Raw genomic sequence first — 17547 nt, 5'->3', positions numbered from 1 at the left:
TGCGGATTCCTTAGAACTTCACCTGCGGTACAGCGTGTGCAGCTTCCTCTGCTGCGAACTGTTTCATCGGTGTATAGCCCATCATTCCTGCGAACATGTTGCCCGGGAAGGTTTCGATTTTTACGTTGTATCGCTTGATGGCGTCATTGTAGTCGCGCCGCGCTACAGCAATGCGGTTTTCTGAGCCCGCGATTTCGCGCATAAGCTCAGTGAAATGCGCATCGGACTTGAGCTGGGGATAATTCTCAGCCACCGCAATCAGGCGGCCGAGTGCTCCGGAAAGCTGGTCGTTTGCAGCAGCCATTTCCTCCGGCGAGCCTGCGCCCATGACTCTCGTGCGGGCCTCCGTGACTTCCTTCAAGGTTTTTTCCTCGTACTGCATGTAGCCCTTGACAGTGTTGACAAGGTTCGGAATCAAATCAGCGCGCCGCTGAATCTGGTTTTCTACCTGACCGTACTGTGCATCTACGTCGATGCGGGCTGTCTTAAGCGAATTGTAAATACCGACAAAGCAGCCTGCGACTAGAAGCAGCACACCGAGAATTACGCCGAGAATACGCATGATGATACCTCCGTTTGAAAATTGATTTTTCTTATCTAATAATACAGAAACAAAGAACCTCACGCAATAGGATTCACGATTGATATGTATGGGGCGGTTTGTTGATTTTTTTTGATATAGAAAGGTATACTTTAAATGCGAAACGAAATTATATAATGTGTGTTGAAATGATAAGAATTTTGCAGAGCAATAAAATCGTTAACGGAGATTTTCTATGCGTGTGATAAAAGAAACAGTAAGCCAAGTACAGAGGCTTATTGATGAATGGGACGAAGAAAAAAATAAAGAAGCTGGAATCGACCCGACCAAACTAGGCTCACAATCAAATACTTACGCTTTTTGGAAATGTAACAAGTGCGGGTACAGATGGCGCGCAAAAATCAGCAATCGTTACAATGGGCGAGGTTGTCCTTGCTGTGCTCGCAAGGTAGTAGTCCCGGGAATCAATGACCTTGCAACCACACATCCGAAATTGGCTCAAGAATGGGATTATGAACGTAATGGGGACTTGACTCCGGATAAAGTCCTCTATGGAACTTCAAAGCGTGTTTATTGGCTGTGTCCTGAAGGGCACAGCTATTCCGCAACAATTAATCATCGTTCCGGAGTTAATGGTACATGCTGTCCTAAATGCAATTCCGGCAGACAGACTTCATTTGCGGAACAAGCCTTTTTTTACTACATAAAGAAAGTGTTCCCTGATGCGATTAGCCGTTATACCGAAATCTTTACAAATGGTATGGAGATAGATATTTATATTCCTTCAATCAAGTTAGGAATTGAATATGATGGCGAGGCATGGCACAAAAAGGATAAAAGAAAGCGGGAACAGAAAAAGTATGCAATATGCAAGGAAAATGGAATTTATCTTTTGCGTGTAATGGAAAAGTCGTCGGAGGAAAGTTTTTTAATAGCGGATGAAACCCTTTCGTTGCCGGAACCATTATATGAACATAAATATTTGGCACGGGGGATTCGCGTCCTTTTGGATAGAATTGATCCTTCCTGTAATATATGGACAAGAAAGGATATAAGGCAGGTCTATTCAGATGTGGATATAAATATAGAACGTGATGAACGAGAAATTCGTGCATATATGACTAAATTACGCAGTGGTTCTTTGCAGGAGTTATATCCTGATGTTGCGGCCGAATGGCATCCGCACCTTAACGGAACAGTTACTCCTGATAAGGTAAAACCTGGTTCTGATTACAAGGCTGTATGGATATGTAAAAAGTGCGGAAATATTTATAGGTCTGTGGTAGGGCACAGAACAGGCAAGCATCCAACGGGATGTCCGAAATGTGGGGTGAAAAAAGTTATTGATGTTAATCGAAAAGCAGTAAAAATGCTTGATCCAAAAACGGGGAATGTAATGAAAATATTTCCGTCGATATCTGAGGCTTCTAGGCAAATGCGGATAAGCAATAGCAATATCTCGTCAGTTTGCAAAAATAAAAGGGCCCAGGCTGGTGGGTATGGTTGGGAATATGTGTAGAATTTTAAGACATTAATTTACGGTGCAGCATTTTGACTGCAATATTGTGAGAAATGGAATAATAGTGCTGCCTATGCTATACTAAAAAAGAAAGTGCTCGAAGGGATGTGAATTATATGATGCATCAGTTTATGGAACTAAATGATGGTACTCAGATTGTGCATTCAGATGTCCTTTTCGATGAGCAGGGAAAGGAATATGTAAAAGTCTACATGGAGAAACCAATTCACCTTGGTTTCAAATCTGCTTATTGCTATTTACCTGCCTATAAATGGGATAAAATTGACGGATTTGATGAAGAGGAATTGGCTAGCTTAAAGGAGATTGTTCAGTCAACTGCACATCTGATTATTCAATTTGCACGGCAAGGAGGACTGGGTAATGCCGCAAATTTTTAAGATTGCGGGATACTTGGTATTTTTTTGGTCGAATGAAAGTGAGCCATTAGAGCCAATTCATGTGCATATAACGCAGGGTACACCATCGGCATCCGCAACAAAGGTATGGATTACGCGTACCGGCAAATGCTTATTGGCGCATAATAATTCCAAGATTCCTGAACGAGTTCTGCGAGATATTATGTTCGTAATCGAAGCAAGGTCAGAAGCAATTATTAAGCAGTGGTATGATTTTCATAATGAAATATCATTTTATTGCTAAGGTGTTGTTAAAAATTTTAGCAGAAATTATCAAGGATGTTTACAGCATCCTTATTATTTTGCATTTTATTTAACGTACAGAATTATTGGTTATAAAATACGTAGTAACTGACAGCAAAGGTGGATTTTGTTTGACTGATAATGTAAAAACAGGTATTAGGATTAAGGATATATCTTTCCTTGGTTTTCTTGCGGCGATGGCGCCGCTTTCTACGGATATGTATTTGCCGGGACTTCCGCAGATGACGACTGAGCTGGGGGTAGGAGCGTCGCTCATTCAGCTTACTCTTACAATGTCCATGGCAGGAATGGCAATCGGCCAGCTTTTGGCCGGGCCTGTCAGTGACCATTTCGGACGGAAATATCCCTCTGCGGCAGGAATGACGGTATTCATGCTTTCGTCTCTGGGCTGCGCGATGGCACCGGATATCATATCTTTGCTCGTAATGCGTCTGATACAGGGCTTGTCAGGTGCCTTTGGTATCGTAACGGCGCGGGCAGTTGCCAGGGATTTATACACAGGAGCTGACCTAACCAGGTTCTTTTCGCTCCTGATGCTGGTAAACGGAATAACGCCTGTTCTCGGGCCTGTGGTTGGGGGACAGATTCTCTATTTCGTTTCTTGGCGCGGTGTATTCGTTTTCCTGTGCTTTGTGGGACTTGTACTTATGCTTGGCTCTTTGCGTATGGATGAAACGCTTCCTGATGAACGGCGGATAAAAAGCATGGGCGGCAGCTTTAAAAGCTTTGTAGAGCTTCTCCATGACCGTGCATTTTTCGGACAGTGTTTGGTACAATGCTTTTTCTTTTCGGCATTCTTTTCGTACATAGCAGGCTCATCTTTTGTGTTTCAAAATATCTATGGTATTTCGCCGCAGGAATACAGCATTCTTTTTGGCACGATTGGTATAGCGGTAGGTATTTTCGGAGTTGTTCCTGCGCGTCTTGCAGGTCGTGTTCGTGACATTTCGCTTCTTCGTTACGCCCTTTCGCAAGGATTGGTCGGCAGCATTCTTTTTGCGATTGTTGTATGGCTTCACGGCCCCTTTGCAGCGGCCGTGGGAGCTCTCCTTGTGGCAGTGCCTATAGTATCTGTCATGGGCGCTTCAAGCTTTTCTATGGCAATGCGCACCCAAGGGAAAAAGGCAGGCAGCGCAGCCGCGCTTATCGGATTTTTCTCTATGATATCCGGAGGCATAATGGCACCTCTTGTGGGCATCATGGGCGAAATGGACGCGAGGCCTATGGCGGTGCTGATGGTATGCGGTACGCTCGGCGCTCTTCTCTGCTGCGAGATTTTTGTCGCACCATCGGAAAAGAAAAAATCTGATTCGTAGTTCGTTAAACTGAAAACACCAACCCCTGCAGAGCAGTTAATGCTTTTGCAGGGGTTATTTTTGCAATGATGAGAGGAATATTTTTGTCATTGATTTAAAGTTTCTATATTTTACGTGACATCCCATTATTTCATTACCATGCAATAGTAAATCAGCTTCTGTTCTGCTATTAAATACCATAGGGCATTCGGACAGGAGAGGCACCGAATCGAGTCGTTTTCCAGTAGTAAATCTTGTTTGATTTGATTCAAGCAAGGTGAGGGGTGGAATCTCTTTTCTTCCGTTTTTTCGATTGCTTTTTCCAGCTTTTCCTTGTCCAAATCTTGCGTTGTCATTTCTTCGTTCATTTCTGTCTGCCTCCAAAATTTTCAAGTATGAATCATTAATTTGCTTATATGCAAATTGGATATCTAAGTCCATTTCTTTACCAGAAACCAAAAGCTTTGCGATATCATTTTCGCTTCCAAAAACAGCAATTTTATCATGAAATATATTATTTGAAAGAGATAATGCCATTGCCATTGTTTCGATAGATGCATCTCTTGTAACACATATTTTCCCGTGCTGATCCATCTTAATATTGCCATATGGACTTTCGTATAAAAGGTATTCCTGGTTCAAATTTATGTATTCTTTTTCTTTAGAATCTAAGATTAATCCATTCAGAAATTTATCGTGTTCACGCATCCTTTCTTCATCAATATCTTTATATTTTCCCCCACGCATTATGTAATCAATTTTCTTTCTTCCTTCAATTCTGCTCCCGTTCTTATGGGAGTCATTCTTCATTGTGAAATGGTATGTTGCCATATTTCATCCCTCTTATTTATTCAATTAAGCCATTTATACAAACCATAAAACGAACCCCAAACAACGTAGTTCAAGGAGCGTAGGCGAGTGGCATGAATTTTATTTTTTGAGTGACCGCAAATCCTTTATGGATGCGGTCCGAACGGGGTTTCTTAACATAGAAACCCATAAGTGAGCGTGGTCTTTTTCAGAACCTTGTTTTCGTTACTCCAAATTTTATATATTCGGGAACGTTGAATTATGTTTTTTGATGATAAATTTTGCGATTTTTTAGCACGTAATTTTCGTCAAAAAATGCGCAGCTTTTTAGGCAGAAATTTTGATTAAAAATGCTAAAAATTATTTTCGGAATGTAATGCGCAAAACGTTGATTTTATAAGGAAATGCAGCATTGTTTTTAACGCTGTGGGATTGTTTTTTGGGGTGTAAAATTTCTTGAAAATTTGAGCCGAAATTTAAGCAAAAAAAGATGCTTTTTTCAACGCAAAAAATCACTCAAAATTTTGATGTTTTTATGGAAAAATTTTCATACAAAAATTCAAAAAAAACACGATAAAAATCATGCAAAAATTGAATGGTTTTATCGTGGTTTTTAGTTTAAAATTTAATTTGTAATACAGCAAAAATTTGCTGATAGATAAGGGGCGATTTTTATGTTCAGGGAAATGAGAAGGAAAAATCAGCAGCTGCCGCAGGAGGAATGTGATCGCATTTTGCAGGTTGCAACTTCCGGTGTTCTGGCGGTGGATGGGGATGATGATTATCCCTACGCAGTGCCGCTTTCTTTTGCGTATGATGATGGACGGCTTTATTTTCATGTGGCAAAAAACGGGCATAAGCTGGATGCTTTGCGGCGCAATCCTAAGGCATCTTTTTGCATCATCGAACAGGATAAGGTTGTGCCTGAAAAATTTACGACATACTTTCGCAGTGTAATTGCTTTTGGTTTCGTCAGTATTATTGATGACGATGCGGAAAAACGTCATGGACTTGATTTGCTTGCAGATAAGTATTCTCCCGGCGAGTCGGCTGAGAGCAGGGAGAAGGAGATAAGCAGTCTTTCGAATGCGCTTTATGTTTTGGTGATGGATATAGAGCATATGACGGGGAAAGAGGCCAAGGAGCTCGCGGCTGTGCGTAAGCAGAAATGAGCGTGCCGTATTTTCGGGCATCAGTAAATTCTATTTCACCGCATATTTTTTCAGGTAATCCGCGATTGCCTGTCTGGATGCAGGTATATCGCTGCTGTAGATGGTCAGACAGTCGGATGCTACTGTGGCATTTGTAGCCCGGCGCAGTGCGGAAAGGCTGTCTCCTGCTCCTCCGCTTCCATGGGTTACTATCGGAAGGATGGTTTTTCCTGATAAATCATAGCGCTCCAAAAAGCTTTCAACAGCCATGGGCATTGTGTTCCACCAAAGCGGATATACAAGGATAATTACGTCATATTCTTCTGCAGCAGGAAAAGGCTCACGAATAGCGGGCCGTTCGCCTGCTGCTATTTCTTTTTTGCCTTCTTTTGTCGTATCAATATAGCCTGCAGGATATGTTTTTTCGGTTCTGATAGCATATATTTCGCCGCCTGCGGCATTATGTGCCATGGCTGCAATCATTTCGGCATTGCCGATTATGGTTTCCTTGTCCTTCATGACGGAGGCCCCTGATACTGCATCAACATTCGGTGGAAAATCCGTGTTTCCTACCCGGCTGAAATATACCGTTAATACACGTCCGCGGAATGGCACTTTTTCTCCCTGTACTATTTTTTCTCTGTCGACATGAACCTGATGGAACCAGCGGTCGAGATAGGGCATTCCGAAAATTCCTGCTGCGGCGAGGACAAATACGGCTCCTGCGGCGATGACGAATCTTCGGCCGTGTATGTAGCGCCCTGCATGCAGTAAAAGATGGGTGAAGAGCAGTATCAGTGCCGCGATTGCTGCACCGAGGTGAATGGAACGCCAATTCAGATTTTCGGCGAAATGTGCATTTGCCAGGAGGTCGGGGGAAAGGGCGATGCCTGAAACAGCAAGTATGAGAAGGCTGACTCCGAACAGAATTATGCTGATTTTGTTTGCTGTGCGGTGAGTGTTGTTGGTGCCGCGAAAGAAATTTTTATAAAATTGATTGTTTATTGCGTTATGAACCAAAACCAAAGCAAGCAGGCAGAAGCCCAGCAGCTCATGTAAAAGGCTCGGGAAAAACATTCCGCCAAGCTCAATGAAGAACAGGAGCAGTAATAAAATATCTATACATTTTTTTGCAGCTGTTTTTCCCATTTGTTACACCGCCATTTTGATTGAATTATGCTTTTGTTCAAATTTTATCAGATGTGTAGAGATGGTGGAAGTGGCTGCAGTAAATGAAAAAATCCTTCCCGCTCGGAGAAGGATTTTTTATCATCAGCCCATATATTTTTGTTTGAGTTCGTCCATGGTTCCGTTTGCTTTGAATTCCTGAATAACGAAATTGATGTAGTTAAGGAATTCCTGATCGCCTTTTTTCATTAGTACTCCAAAGGAAGATTTTGTAAAGGGTTTTTCGACGAGGGGTGCTGCGAGGTTTGCGTGCTTGCGGATATACGGACCGACCTCAGGGGTTTCCGTAATCATTATGTCGGCTTTGCCCTCGGAAATCAGACCGGGGATTTCAGCATTCTGCTGATGAACGATAATCTGTGCTTTGTCCAGTTTCGCACGGGCAAATTTTTCGTTTGTTCCGCCGGGGTTTACCATGACACGCACATCAGGACGGTTGATGTCCTCAAGGGATTTAAAGCGTGCAGCCTGATCGGCGCGGCAGAGGATTGTTTTTCCTGCGAAGCAGTAGGCCTCGGAAAGCTCCATTGTCCGCTCGCGGTCAAAGGTACGGGAAATACCGGAGACTGCGATATCGAAGAGATCCTCCTGTGTGTCAGCTGAGAGCGTTGGCCAGCTGGTCTTTACAAATTCAACTTTGACGTGAAGCGTGTCCGCAATCCTCTGCGCCAGCTCTATATCAAAGCCCTCGTAGGTTCCTTTTTCTGCATCGTAATATGACATGGGGCGGTAATCGCCTGTCGTGCCGACGCGGATTGTGCCGCGTTCCGCGATATCATCGAGACGTGCGGCATCGGCATCGGAGACGGGGAGCATGAGGGCAGCCGCGGCAGCGGCGCAGAGAATAGCTTTTTTGATGGACATAGGATTGACCTCCTTAAAATCAATATACGAAGGAATTATATCAATTTACACTTACGAGTGTCAATAGTGTGGAATACAAAAAGACTTTTGTACATATATAGCAGAGAGGTCCAAGAAAAATGTTTTTCGTGACAACAGCGGCAACGGCTGCGAAACTAATGCCGACTATGTCGGCGCGCATATTGGCATAGGGAAGGAAATATCGCCGGCAAACAGCGATACGTATTCCTCTTTGTTCTTTGTCATCACTTTTACAAAAAGAGGTAATATATTGTACAATATGAAAAAGGTTGGTATGAGAGGGGTTTTTGTCATTCGTATCGAGGATGATTTTGATCTGGAAAAAATTGCAGACAGCGGACAATGCTTCCGTTGGCAGAGGGATGGGGACGGTTTCCGTATTCCGTTCAGGGATTCCCTGCTTTTTATTCGGAAGGTTGGCCCGCAGGATTATGAAGTCGACTGCACTGAGGAAGAGTTCGACAGTATATGGCGCCCTTATTTTGACCTTGTACGCAGCTACCGTGCAATACGCGGCAAAATTAAAAAAAAGGATGACCCGGTGCTTTTCGAGGCGGCAAAGCTTGGACAGGGAATAAGAATCCTGAAGCAGGATCCGTGGGAAATGCTCATTACGTTCATCATAAGTCAACGAAAAAATATTCCTGCAATACGTCAGGCTGTTGAGGCGGTATGCCGTGCTGCAGGAAAGAAGAAAACGGCGAAGGACGGGACAGAATGGTATATGTTCCCATCGGCAGAGGAGATTGCTTCGTTATCTGATGAGGCTTTGGCGTCGTGCCGCTTGGGTTATAGGGATAAGTATGTGCGCGCCGCGGCAGAGGCTGCACTTCGCGGTGAGATAGACTTTCGGAAGCTTTCGGCGCTTTCTCATGAGGATTGCCTTGTGGAGCTCCAAAAGCTTTATGGTGTCGGCATAAAGGTTGCCCAGTGTGTATCTCTTTTCGGGCTTCACCATCTGGATGCTTTTCCGAGGGATGTATGGATTTTACGCGTGCTGGACGAGGTGTATGACGGGGGAAAGAATTACCGTTTTGATGCTTATGCACCCTACAACGGAGTAATGCAACAATATTTGTTCGAATATTATCGTAACAAGAATGCAAGGGAGGTATCTGTATGAAATTCATTTCGTGGAATGTAAACGGACTTCGTGCCTGTCTCAAAAAAGGCTTCATGGAATCTTTTTTGAAGCTCAATGCGGACGCGTTTTGCCTTCAGGAAACGAAGATGCAGCCTGATCAGGCGATTCTTGACCTTACAGGATACAAGCAGTACTGGAACAGCGCAGAAAAAAAGGGATACTCGGGAACGGCAATATTTACGCGCATTGAGCCGCTGGATGTCTCCTATGGCATCGGTGTAGATGAGCACGACCATGAGGGCCGTGTAATAACACTTGAGCTGCCTGAGCTTTATCTTGTTACGGTCTATACGCCGAATTCCCAAAATGAGCTGGCACGTCTGCCGTACCGCATGGAGTGGGAGGATGCATTCCGCGAATATCTCTGCGGACTTGATGCGAAAAAGCCGGTAGTGGTGTGCGGCGATCTTAATGTTGCGCATCAGGAAATTGACCTCAAAAATCCGAAAACAAATCATCATAACGCAGGCTTTTCAGATGAGGAGAGGGCGAAATTTACTGAGCTTCTGCAGCATGGGTTTATAGATACCTTCCGTGCGCTGTATCCTGACCGTACAGGCATTTACACCTGGTGGTCATATCTTCGCAAGGCCCGTGATACAAACGCAGGCTGGCGTATTGACTATTTCCTTGCGTCAGAGCGTCTGCGGGGAGCTATCAAAGACGCTACGATTCATAATGAAATTTTTGGAAGTGACCATTGCCCGGTTGGGCTGGAGCTGGATATGGAGGGTAAGTAATGGATACTAGGGAACGAGCCGAAAAGGCTGTGGAATATAAAAAAACTATGAACTGCGCCCAGGCGGTGCTAATGGCATATGAGGCGGAAACAGGGAAAGGCAGAGAAGAACTCATGGCACTCGGTTCAGGCTTCGGCGGCGGTATGGGATGTGCTGAAGCGACATGCGGTGCGCTGTGTGGGGCAGGAATTGCTATGGGACTTATGAATAAAAGCAGTCAGCCGACGAAAATGTTGATGAAGGATGTGCTTCAGAATTTTAAACAACGTTCCGGCGCGACCATATGCGGTGACCTCAAAGGGCTTGGAACGGGGAAGATGCTCTGCTCCTGCGATGACTGCGTGCGTAATGCGGTTTATGCGGCAGACGGAGTGCTCGGCTGAACAGGGTAAGTTCTTTCTTTATATGGAGGGATTTTTGATGAAACGTATTGTGGCGCTTATTTTTGCGCTGTTTATTCTTTTTCCGATTGGGAATGCTTCTGCGGCAAAGTGGCAGCTGATGTATGAAAATGACGCCGTACAGGTGTTTTTTGACGCTGATTCAGTGACGTATCAGATAGAGGAACAGACGGAAGAAAAAGATAAAGATAAAGATAAGAAGAAAGACAAAAAGGATAAGAAGGATAAGAAAGAAAATAAAAAGACGAAACTCATTCCTAACCGAGATATTGTAACACTTTGGACTAAGTGGGATTTTAAGACGGCGGAACGCAGACGTCTTGCGAAAAGTGAAAATGAAGCAGACCGTGCCCGTGCAGATATAGCGGAAATGGTGGAGCTTCACATAATAAATATGAAGGATAGAACAATCCTGCGCTCTATGACGGTGACCTATGATGAGCTGGGGCAGCCGAATCATGACGGACTTTCTATTTCCGGAGGGAATGTGACAAAGGCAGAGCCGGGAACTCTTGGCGCAGTTGAGCTTGAAAAAGTAGCTGAGTTTTGCAAGAAACAGGACAAGAAAATCGTGAAGCATTCCATTGAAGAAGAAAAGAAGCATGCAGAGGAATTAAAGGAAGAAAAGAAATAACGAAAGGAATTTTTTTGAATGAGTGTATTAAACGTATCCAATCTCTCACACAGCTACGGAGGGCGTGAAATCTTCGAGGATGTGAGCTTTAAGCTGAACCGCGGAGAGCATGTTGCCCTTGTTGGTGCAAACGGAGAGGGAAAATCTACCTTTTTGGCAATTATCACGGGGCAGCTTTCGCCGGATGCAGGCAAGGTAGAGTGGGCACGCCGTGTAAAGGTAGGCTATCTTGACCAGCACGCTGTACTGAAACCCGGGATGACAATCCGTGACACGCTCCGCACAGCCTTCGATGATATGGTGAAGGCCGAGAAGGAAATGCTTGAGGCATACGACAAAATGGAGAGTGCGTCCCCTGAGGAAATGGATAAGCTCATGAAGGACGTGGGCGAGATTCAGGATATGCTGGAAGCGGGAAGCTATTACACTATTGATTCGCGAATTGAAGAGGTTGCAGGAGGCCTGGGGCTTCGCGATATAGGACTCGACCGAAAAGTAGACGAGCTTTCGGGCGGTCAGCGTACGAAGGTTCTTTTGACAAAGCTTTTGCTGGAAAATCCTGAAATTCTCCTGCTGGACGAGCCGACAAACTACCTTGATGCTGAACACATTGAATGGCTCAAGGGGTATCTGACGAACTACGAGAACGCTTTTATTCTCGTTTCCCATGATGTGCCGTTCCTTAATGCAGTCACAAACGTCATTTATCATGTGGACAATTTCCATCTGGATCGTTATACGGGAAGCTACGAGCGTTTCGAGGAAATGGTAGCTCTGAAACGCCGTCAGGAGGATGCTGCATACGAAAGGCAGCAGGCAGAGATTAAGAAGGAGCAGGATTTCATCGCCCGCAACAAGGCACGCGTCGCGACACGCGGCATGGCGAACAGCCGTCAGAAGCGTCTGGATAAAATGGAAGTCCTCACGAAAAGACAGGAAAAACCGAAGCCGCATTTCAACTTTAAATCCGACCGCACCCCCTCACGATTTGTCATCGAAGCAAAACGTCTGGTGCTGGGTTATGATTCCGCTCTTACGAATCCCGTTGATGTTACGGTGGAGCGTGGAAAGAAAATCGCAATACGCGGAACGAACGGTCTCGGTAAATCTACACTTTTAAAAACACTTCTTGGTATGATTCCTGCAATCTCGGGAAAAATCGAGCTGGGCGAGTTCGTTACGGCAGGATATTTTGAGCAGGAAAGCGCGGCCGGAAATGACAACACGGCACTTGATGAGCTGTGGCAGGAATATCCGGGAATGACGAATTTCGAGGTTCGTGCGGCACTGGCAAGCTGCGGACTTACCAATGAACATATCACGACAAAAATGATGGCGCTTTCAGGCGGCGAGGCAGCAAAGGTACGCCTCTGCAAGATAATGCAGAAGCCCGTAAATCTCCTCGTCCTTGACGAGCCGACTAACCATCTCGATGTCGAAGCCAAGAAGGAACTGCAGCGCGCTCTGCAGGAGTATAAAGGGACTATCCTTCTCGTATCCCATGAGCCGGAGTTCTACGAGGGCTGGGTAGACTCTGTGTGGAACATCGAATCCTGGTCCACGAAAATTGTATAACTGAAGCTTACATATTTTAAGAGCCATGACAAAATGCAAGTTTTGTCATGGCTCTTTTTTATCTCCTACGAAAACTGTCTCTTTCCCTATGCATAAAACCTCTATACTTCAATACGTGAGATACATCACAAATGACAGCAAGGGAGCGATGCAAATGAATGATGATAAAAACTCCGGTAAATGGGGGTGTGGATGTGCTTGCTTATGTCTCTTTTTTATCTTTGTAGTGCCGTTTCTTTACACTATTTTTCCTATGGGAGCCGTTCATGGTATGGCAATATTAGGGCTTTATGGAATCTGTAATTTTTTTGGATTGGATTAACAAAGATTTTAGGAGAAAACAAAAGGAGCCGTGAAACAGTTCTTTTCACAGCTCCGTAACTTCAAAATAATTACCAGTTTCCTGCCTTGAAATCTGGCGTATTCAGCTCTTTGATAAAAATAATAATGCTTTCAATGCAATGACGGTCAAGGTTGTCCTCAACTATATAACCGAGAGTGGAGGTGTACATCTGATCCTTTTCGTCAAATTTCAGACCGTCATCAAGGCCCTGGGCCTTCTCTAAATCCATTCCTACGCATACATCATTGGGAAGCTTGCCCTGATAGTCATGCAGCGCAGAGATTTTATACAGCTTTCCCTTTGTGAAATAGAGCATCATATAGTCCGGTACAACAATGATTTTCAGCGGTTCGCCTGATTCGCCGGTGTAGTCTTCCCAGTCTTCTTCCTGAAAATATGTTTCGGAGGCCTGAAGAACCTTTACGGTTTCTTCATAGGTAGCATACAGCTTCAAATCTCCGACTCCCTCAAAAGGAACTATAGTAGCTTTCAAATTAAACATTTTACCACTCCTTCATTTGATGGATTCTCTGAGCTTAATTTTATAGCAATACTGAAAATTTTGCCATAGAAAAGGAGAAATAAAATTATGAAGAAATGGTTGATTGTGTTCTTTTTGCTTGCAGCCTGGCCGTTTAATTTCGCAGAGTGGAAGAGTATTTCAGAGCAGATTACCATTGAAGCGGAGATTGTTACCGCACACGGAGTCGGTTGTACATTTGCCAAGCACGCGGTTCTATTATTCTGAGAGGAGATGATATTTTACCTCAATAATGAAGAATTCTAGAATTTTTATTAAGTTCCTACACTATTTATCTTGAAATGCCTATAAAAGGGAGGGTATAATGGTCACTTGTGAAGTACATTTAGACTATGCCAATGTGCATTAAGTACTAAATAGTCATAATCAGCATTAAAATTTAAACAAATTGATTCATATCATGATTGAATAAAAGAATGAACTTGTCTGTTTGCTTGGTATGGAGCTTTTTGAAAGGTGGTGAAGGGCAGGGCAGGCGTATTAATGCTGAGATTGTTCTTGTGAGGTGCAAATTTACAGAACTGTTTAATGAACAACAGTCAGCCTTAAAGAGCACCGTTCAAGCCCATTGTACTTATTTTAGAATACCATGTTCCAAGTATGGGGAATGGTCAATTATCTTAGGAGGATATAACAAGGATGGAGAATATTTTTAATTGGGATTCAACAACAGTAGTATGCTGTATATTATGTGTTTTCGGACTTTTGTTTATTAGAAAGCGCTCATTAAATGCGGTAAAAGAGGGAAGAGTCGATAACGGAGCGCAAAATGCTCTGACGGTAGGTGTTTTCTTTACCTTTATCGGTATCACAATCGCTTTATTCAATTTTAACAGCACAAATATCGCAGAAAGCATCGGAGCATTCCTAAGCGGAATGAAGACAGCCTTTGTAACCTCATTGCTGGGTATGGGTTTTGGCATATACATAAAATCGAAGCAGTCAGATGTTATTGAAGGCAAAGAACAAATCACACAGAAAAATAATGATGTTCTTAACCGGTTGTATGACTGTCTGACGCAAGTCAAAGAGGGAATTGATAGTGGTGATAGAAGCGTAGGACAGAGAAATAATGATGTTCTTAATCAGGTATATTACTGCCTGACACAAGGCCTGACGCAGATTAAAGAAGGGATTGATAATGTTAACATAAGCATAGGACGTACAAATTCCGCAGAGCTTGGGTCACAGTTATCAGAGCTTGGACAGGCGCTCAGAGCATTTACCCAGGGAACTGCAGCTGCTCAGCAGAATATGAATAACCTGGCAGATGTTATGAGGACTCAAATAAGCGGTTTGAGCATGCAGTTAAATGAATCGAATGCAAAACAGGCCGCCTTGCTGGAAAGCATGGGCAGCAATATCAGCTCTATGGCAGAAACTACAAAAGAGTCATATGAAAACTCCCTCAGTCTGATTAATATAACGAATGCTTTTCACGAAAAGAGCATTGCATCTCAGCAGGCATCCTTGGAGCAGCTTGAAGGAAATACTGCCCAGATAGCCGGAATGAAGGAATCCTTTGATAAATTCCTGGATGACATGGCCAAGAGAAACAATGAAGCATTTATCGAAGCGCTTAATAAATCTATTCAGGAACTTAATCAGCAGCTGACAGAACAGCTGGGAGATAATTTCCGTCATCTCGATGAGTCGGTCAAAGAGCTTAATGAATGGCAGAAAGATTACAAGCAGACGATTGTAGACGCTACCGAGGAAATGAAAGCGGCTAACTCGATGTTCTTCGAGTTTTCTCAGAAGGTGGTACCTGAAACAAAGGATTCTCTTGAGAACATCAACAAGTGTCTGACTGGATATAAAGACTATGCATCCCTTAATGAAAGATTTGCGCAGGAGCTGCTGCAGACGCGAGAGGAAATAATCAAAAACAGCGAGAACATGAAAAATGCGGTCACAGAGTTCAGCAGACAAAGCGATGCTTATATCCGTCAGAACAAGGATAATATGGATGAATTTGCACGCCAGGCATCTTCTGCGATGGAAAGCATTGCGGCGGAAGCAAAGGAAATGAACGAGCGCATGATGAACAGCTCCGAAAAGATGATTGAAAAGTATAGTCGGACAATCAATGAGAAAATCGACGACCTTGGCACTGCACAGGAAATACGCTGGAGCAAGGAACAGAAGGCGCTTGAGGAAAGTCTTGGAATGGTCAATAAAGTCAGTGAAGATTTCTATCTCAGCATTAGCGACAAGCTCGATAAATATGACACTATGATGGAAAAATCACTGCAGCGTATCAGCAGTACGCTGGAAGGCTTTGATGTTGATTTCAATAAGGCAATTACTGAAGCTATAGCCGAGCTTAATGCGCAGTTCGCGACAATCACTGAAAATACGGGGAAACAGGGAGAACAGGCAGTAGAAACTCTTGCAGGTACGCTGGCTAAGATTTCAGAGCAGATGGTTGAAAACTATGAGACATTGACAGAAAAAATCGCAGAAGTCGACAGACTTCTTGTATCACGAGGTGAAAAATAATGTTTTCCAGAGAAGGAGGAAATTTTTGGGAGTCAGTTTCTGACCTTATGACAGGGCTGATGATGGTATTTCTTTTTATTGCACTTTCGTTTTTGTATCAGATTGAGCAAAATAAAAACACATATTTAGAGACCAAAAGAGAAATATATGCGGATCTCTCAAAGGAATTTTCACAAGAGGAATTAAAGGGATGGGGGGCAATAATAAATCCCCAAACAATGGCTGTTGAATTTAAGGAACCGGATGTACTTTTCGATGTCGGGGCCTCTGCCCTGAAGCCAAGATTTCAGGAGATTTTGAATTCATTTTTCCCGAGATATGTCGCAGTTTTGAAAAGCGACAAGTATAAAGGTAAAATCTCTGAGATACGTATAGAAGGGCATGCATCCAAGGAATGGAATGGCGATGCTGCATCGGATGCGGCATATCTTTACAATATGAAGCTGTCCCAGGACAGAGCAAGGAATGTTCTTCAATACGTATTTCCCAGGGCGGGACAGAAGGATGATAAGGAATGGCTGAAGCCTTATATTACGGCAAACGGACTTTCCTACGGTCATGCGTCTGACAACGCAGAAAATGACCGCCGTGTCGAATTCCGTGTCCTGACTGACGCAGAACAGGAGTTGAGAAAATTATATGGCGAAGAAATCAGGTATTGAGCAGCATCGTGGAATTATGAATGCCTTTGCTGCGGTTCTGAAAAAATTGAATATCTCCGGGGAAGATGTGGAACTGGCCAGGAGAAAGCTTCAGCTGCCGAAGATAGATCATGCTCTAGAGCTTAAGCTGAAAACAACGGGCCTTGAGGTTGAGAATGGACTGCGAAACGAAAATATAGAGTTTTGCAGCCCTAACAGCTTCATTTTTTACAAACGCCGCCCCATGATGGTTTATATTAAAGACCAATACCACTCCATGGAACAGCATGAAAAAGGAAAATTCAATCCTTTTCATATATGCTACTGCGAACAGCTGCAGGAGAATATACGCAAAAATAAACTTCAAAGATATGTCGTCACAAATAATCTTAGCGGGGAGTTTATAGTCAACCTGAAGGTAAAAGGTTACGATGGAGAAATATTTTTTGAGGAAGAAGGGAGAACAGAGCGCCTTCATGTATGTCAAAGCTGTCTGAGAATGTTAAACTGGAAAAACTTTAATCGGTACTGTAACAACACAGGAATTGGGGTATGGTATAACGGAGGTGATCCTGCGGGACGGTTTAATATAGTAAGACGGTTCAGCATCAAAGAATTCTTTGCAAAGGTAGAGGATGAATATTTTGCCGGTAAGCTGAATTTGTATTCGGCAGCCGCGTCCTTGGATGATGCATATAGATTAACCGGTAAGGAAAAATTCGAATTAAAGGAATCACGCGGCTTCAAATGTGAATATTGCGGACAGAGGAAGCGCCCGGACGCTCTGCAGATTCACCATAAAGATCACAATAAGGGAAATAATTCTCCCAAGAATTTAGCAGTCATATGCGAGGACTGCCATGACCATATTCATGAAATAGAAGGTGGATTTAAGCAGCTCCATTGATTCAAAGGTTTATTGTATTGCGCTATGACAGGCGGCGCTCAAAAAAATGC

The 17547-nt window shown here is 43.6% G+C and carries 20 protein-coding genes; 15 read left to right on the top strand and 5 right to left on the bottom strand.

Features of this window, described 5'->3' with window-relative positions; translation table 11 throughout:
- Positions 1 to 10 precede the first annotated feature (10 nt).
- Positions 11 to 562 (bottom strand): LemA family protein, encoded by a 552-nt coding sequence (locus BUA83_RS09105; RefSeq protein ID WP_072935939.1) that lies wholly within the window; start codon positions 560 to 562, stop codon positions 11 to 13.
- Between the two features lie 214 nt (positions 563 to 776).
- Between BUA83_RS09105 and BUA83_RS09100 the strand changes: the two genes are divergently transcribed.
- From BUA83_RS09100 to BUA83_RS09085, 4 genes are all read left to right on the top strand, one after another.
- Entirely contained in the window at positions 777 to 2060 is a 1284-nt protein-coding gene (locus BUA83_RS09100; protein WP_072935938.1) for a zinc-ribbon domain-containing protein, read from the top strand.
- A gap of 116 nt (positions 2061 to 2176) precedes the next feature.
- Entirely contained in the window at positions 2177 to 2458 is a 282-nt protein-coding gene (locus BUA83_RS09095) for a hypothetical protein (protein WP_072935937.1), read from the top strand.
- Positions 2442 to 2720: a DUF4160 domain-containing protein gene (locus BUA83_RS09090; RefSeq protein WP_072935936.1), complete on the top strand. Its 279-nt coding sequence runs from the start codon at positions 2442 to 2444 to the stop codon at positions 2718 to 2720. Before BUA83_RS09095 ends, BUA83_RS09090 begins: the two co-directional genes overlap by 17 nt.
- 130 nt (positions 2721 to 2850) lie before the next feature.
- Positions 2851 to 4056 (top strand): multidrug effflux MFS transporter, encoded by a 1206-nt coding sequence (locus BUA83_RS09085; protein WP_234988309.1) that lies wholly within the window; start codon positions 2851 to 2853, stop codon positions 4054 to 4056.
- A gap of 54 nt (positions 4057 to 4110) precedes the next feature.
- On the opposite strand, the gene BUA83_RS09080 is transcribed toward BUA83_RS09085, so the two are convergent.
- Positions 4111 to 4866, bottom strand: coding sequence for a hypothetical protein (locus BUA83_RS09080; RefSeq protein WP_072935935.1), 756 nt, complete (start codon positions 4864 to 4866; stop codon positions 4111 to 4113).
- Positions 4867 to 5519: 653 nt separating this feature from the next.
- Between BUA83_RS09080 and BUA83_RS09075 the strand changes: the two genes are divergently transcribed.
- Complete coding sequence (locus tag BUA83_RS09075; RefSeq protein ID WP_072935934.1) at positions 5520 to 6017, top strand: pyridoxamine 5'-phosphate oxidase family protein; 498 nt, start codon at positions 5520 to 5522, stop codon at positions 6015 to 6017.
- A gap of 30 nt (positions 6018 to 6047) precedes the next feature.
- Here BUA83_RS09075 and BUA83_RS09070 read toward each other — a convergent pair whose 3' ends face one another.
- Positions 6048 to 7145 (bottom strand): flavodoxin, encoded by a 1098-nt coding sequence (locus BUA83_RS09070; protein ID WP_072935933.1) that lies wholly within the window; start codon positions 7143 to 7145, stop codon positions 6048 to 6050.
- 123 nt (positions 7146 to 7268) lie between these two features.
- Positions 7269 to 8048, bottom strand: coding sequence for a transporter substrate-binding domain-containing protein (locus BUA83_RS09065; protein ID WP_072935932.1), 780 nt, complete (start codon positions 8046 to 8048; stop codon positions 7269 to 7271).
- Between the two features lie 280 nt (positions 8049 to 8328).
- Between BUA83_RS09065 and BUA83_RS09060 the strand changes: the two genes are divergently transcribed.
- The 6 genes from BUA83_RS09060 (at position 8329) to BUA83_RS12675 (ending at position 12885) form a co-directional block, all read left to right on the top strand.
- The gene (locus BUA83_RS09060) at positions 8329 to 9192 is read left to right on the top strand and encodes a DNA-3-methyladenine glycosylase family protein (protein ID WP_234988315.1); all 864 of its coding nucleotides are present in this window, start codon (positions 8329 to 8331) and stop codon (positions 9190 to 9192) included.
- Complete coding sequence (locus BUA83_RS09055; protein WP_072935931.1) at positions 9189 to 9953, top strand: exodeoxyribonuclease III; 765 nt, start codon at positions 9189 to 9191, stop codon at positions 9951 to 9953. The genes BUA83_RS09060 and BUA83_RS09055 overlap by 4 nt, the downstream gene beginning before the upstream one ends.
- Positions 9953 to 10336, top strand: a complete 384-nt coding sequence (locus BUA83_RS09050; protein WP_072935930.1) for a C-GCAxxG-C-C family protein — start codon at positions 9953 to 9955, stop codon at positions 10334 to 10336. The genes BUA83_RS09055 and BUA83_RS09050 overlap by 1 nt, the downstream gene beginning before the upstream one ends.
- A gap of 37 nt (positions 10337 to 10373) precedes the next feature.
- A complete protein-coding gene (locus BUA83_RS09045) occupies positions 10374 to 10988 on the top strand; it encodes a hypothetical protein (RefSeq protein WP_072935929.1) in 615 nt (204 codons plus the stop codon).
- Between the two features lie 18 nt (positions 10989 to 11006).
- On the top strand, positions 11007 to 12563 hold the full coding sequence (locus BUA83_RS09040) for an ABC-F family ATP-binding cassette domain-containing protein (protein ID WP_072935928.1): 1557 nt from the start codon (positions 11007 to 11009) through the stop codon (positions 12561 to 12563).
- Positions 12564 to 12717: 154 nt separating this feature from the next.
- Positions 12718 to 12885, top strand: coding sequence for a hypothetical protein (locus BUA83_RS12675; protein WP_159430503.1), 168 nt, complete (start codon positions 12718 to 12720; stop codon positions 12883 to 12885).
- Between the two features lie 70 nt (positions 12886 to 12955).
- Here the strand turns inward: BUA83_RS12675 and BUA83_RS09035 are convergent, their stop codons facing one another.
- Entirely contained in the window at positions 12956 to 13408 is a 453-nt protein-coding gene (locus BUA83_RS09035; RefSeq protein ID WP_072935927.1) for a hypothetical protein, read from the bottom strand.
- 87 nt (positions 13409 to 13495) lie between these two features.
- Here BUA83_RS09035 and BUA83_RS12670 point away from each other — a divergent pair, with 87 nt between their 5' ends.
- The 4 genes from BUA83_RS12670 to BUA83_RS09020 all read left to right on the top strand — a co-directional run bounded on the left by BUA83_RS12670 (position 13496) and on the right by BUA83_RS09020 (position 17497).
- Positions 13496 to 13654, top strand: coding sequence for a hypothetical protein (locus BUA83_RS12670; RefSeq protein WP_159430502.1), 159 nt, complete (start codon positions 13496 to 13498; stop codon positions 13652 to 13654).
- Between the two features lie 432 nt (positions 13655 to 14086).
- On the top strand, positions 14087 to 15949 hold the full coding sequence (locus BUA83_RS09030) for a hypothetical protein (RefSeq protein ID WP_072935926.1): 1863 nt from the start codon (positions 14087 to 14089) through the stop codon (positions 15947 to 15949).
- On the top strand, positions 15949 to 16611 hold the full coding sequence (locus BUA83_RS09025) for an OmpA/MotB family protein (protein ID WP_072935925.1): 663 nt from the start codon (positions 15949 to 15951) through the stop codon (positions 16609 to 16611). The genes BUA83_RS09030 and BUA83_RS09025 overlap by 1 nt, the downstream gene beginning before the upstream one ends.
- On the top strand, positions 16589 to 17497 hold the full coding sequence (locus BUA83_RS09020; RefSeq protein WP_072935924.1) for an HNH endonuclease signature motif containing protein: 909 nt from the start codon (positions 16589 to 16591) through the stop codon (positions 17495 to 17497). The genes BUA83_RS09025 and BUA83_RS09020 overlap by 23 nt, the downstream gene beginning before the upstream one ends.
- Positions 17498 to 17547: the final 50 nt, after the last annotated feature.

The sequence above is a fragment of the Schwartzia succinivorans DSM 10502 genome, assembly GCF_900129225.1.
Classification (GTDB): Bacteria; Bacillota; Negativicutes; order Selenomonadales; family Selenomonadaceae; genus Schwartzia; species Schwartzia succinivorans.
Note: the sequence above shows the minus strand (reverse complement) of the source record. Positions and strands in the feature narration are given on the sequence as shown.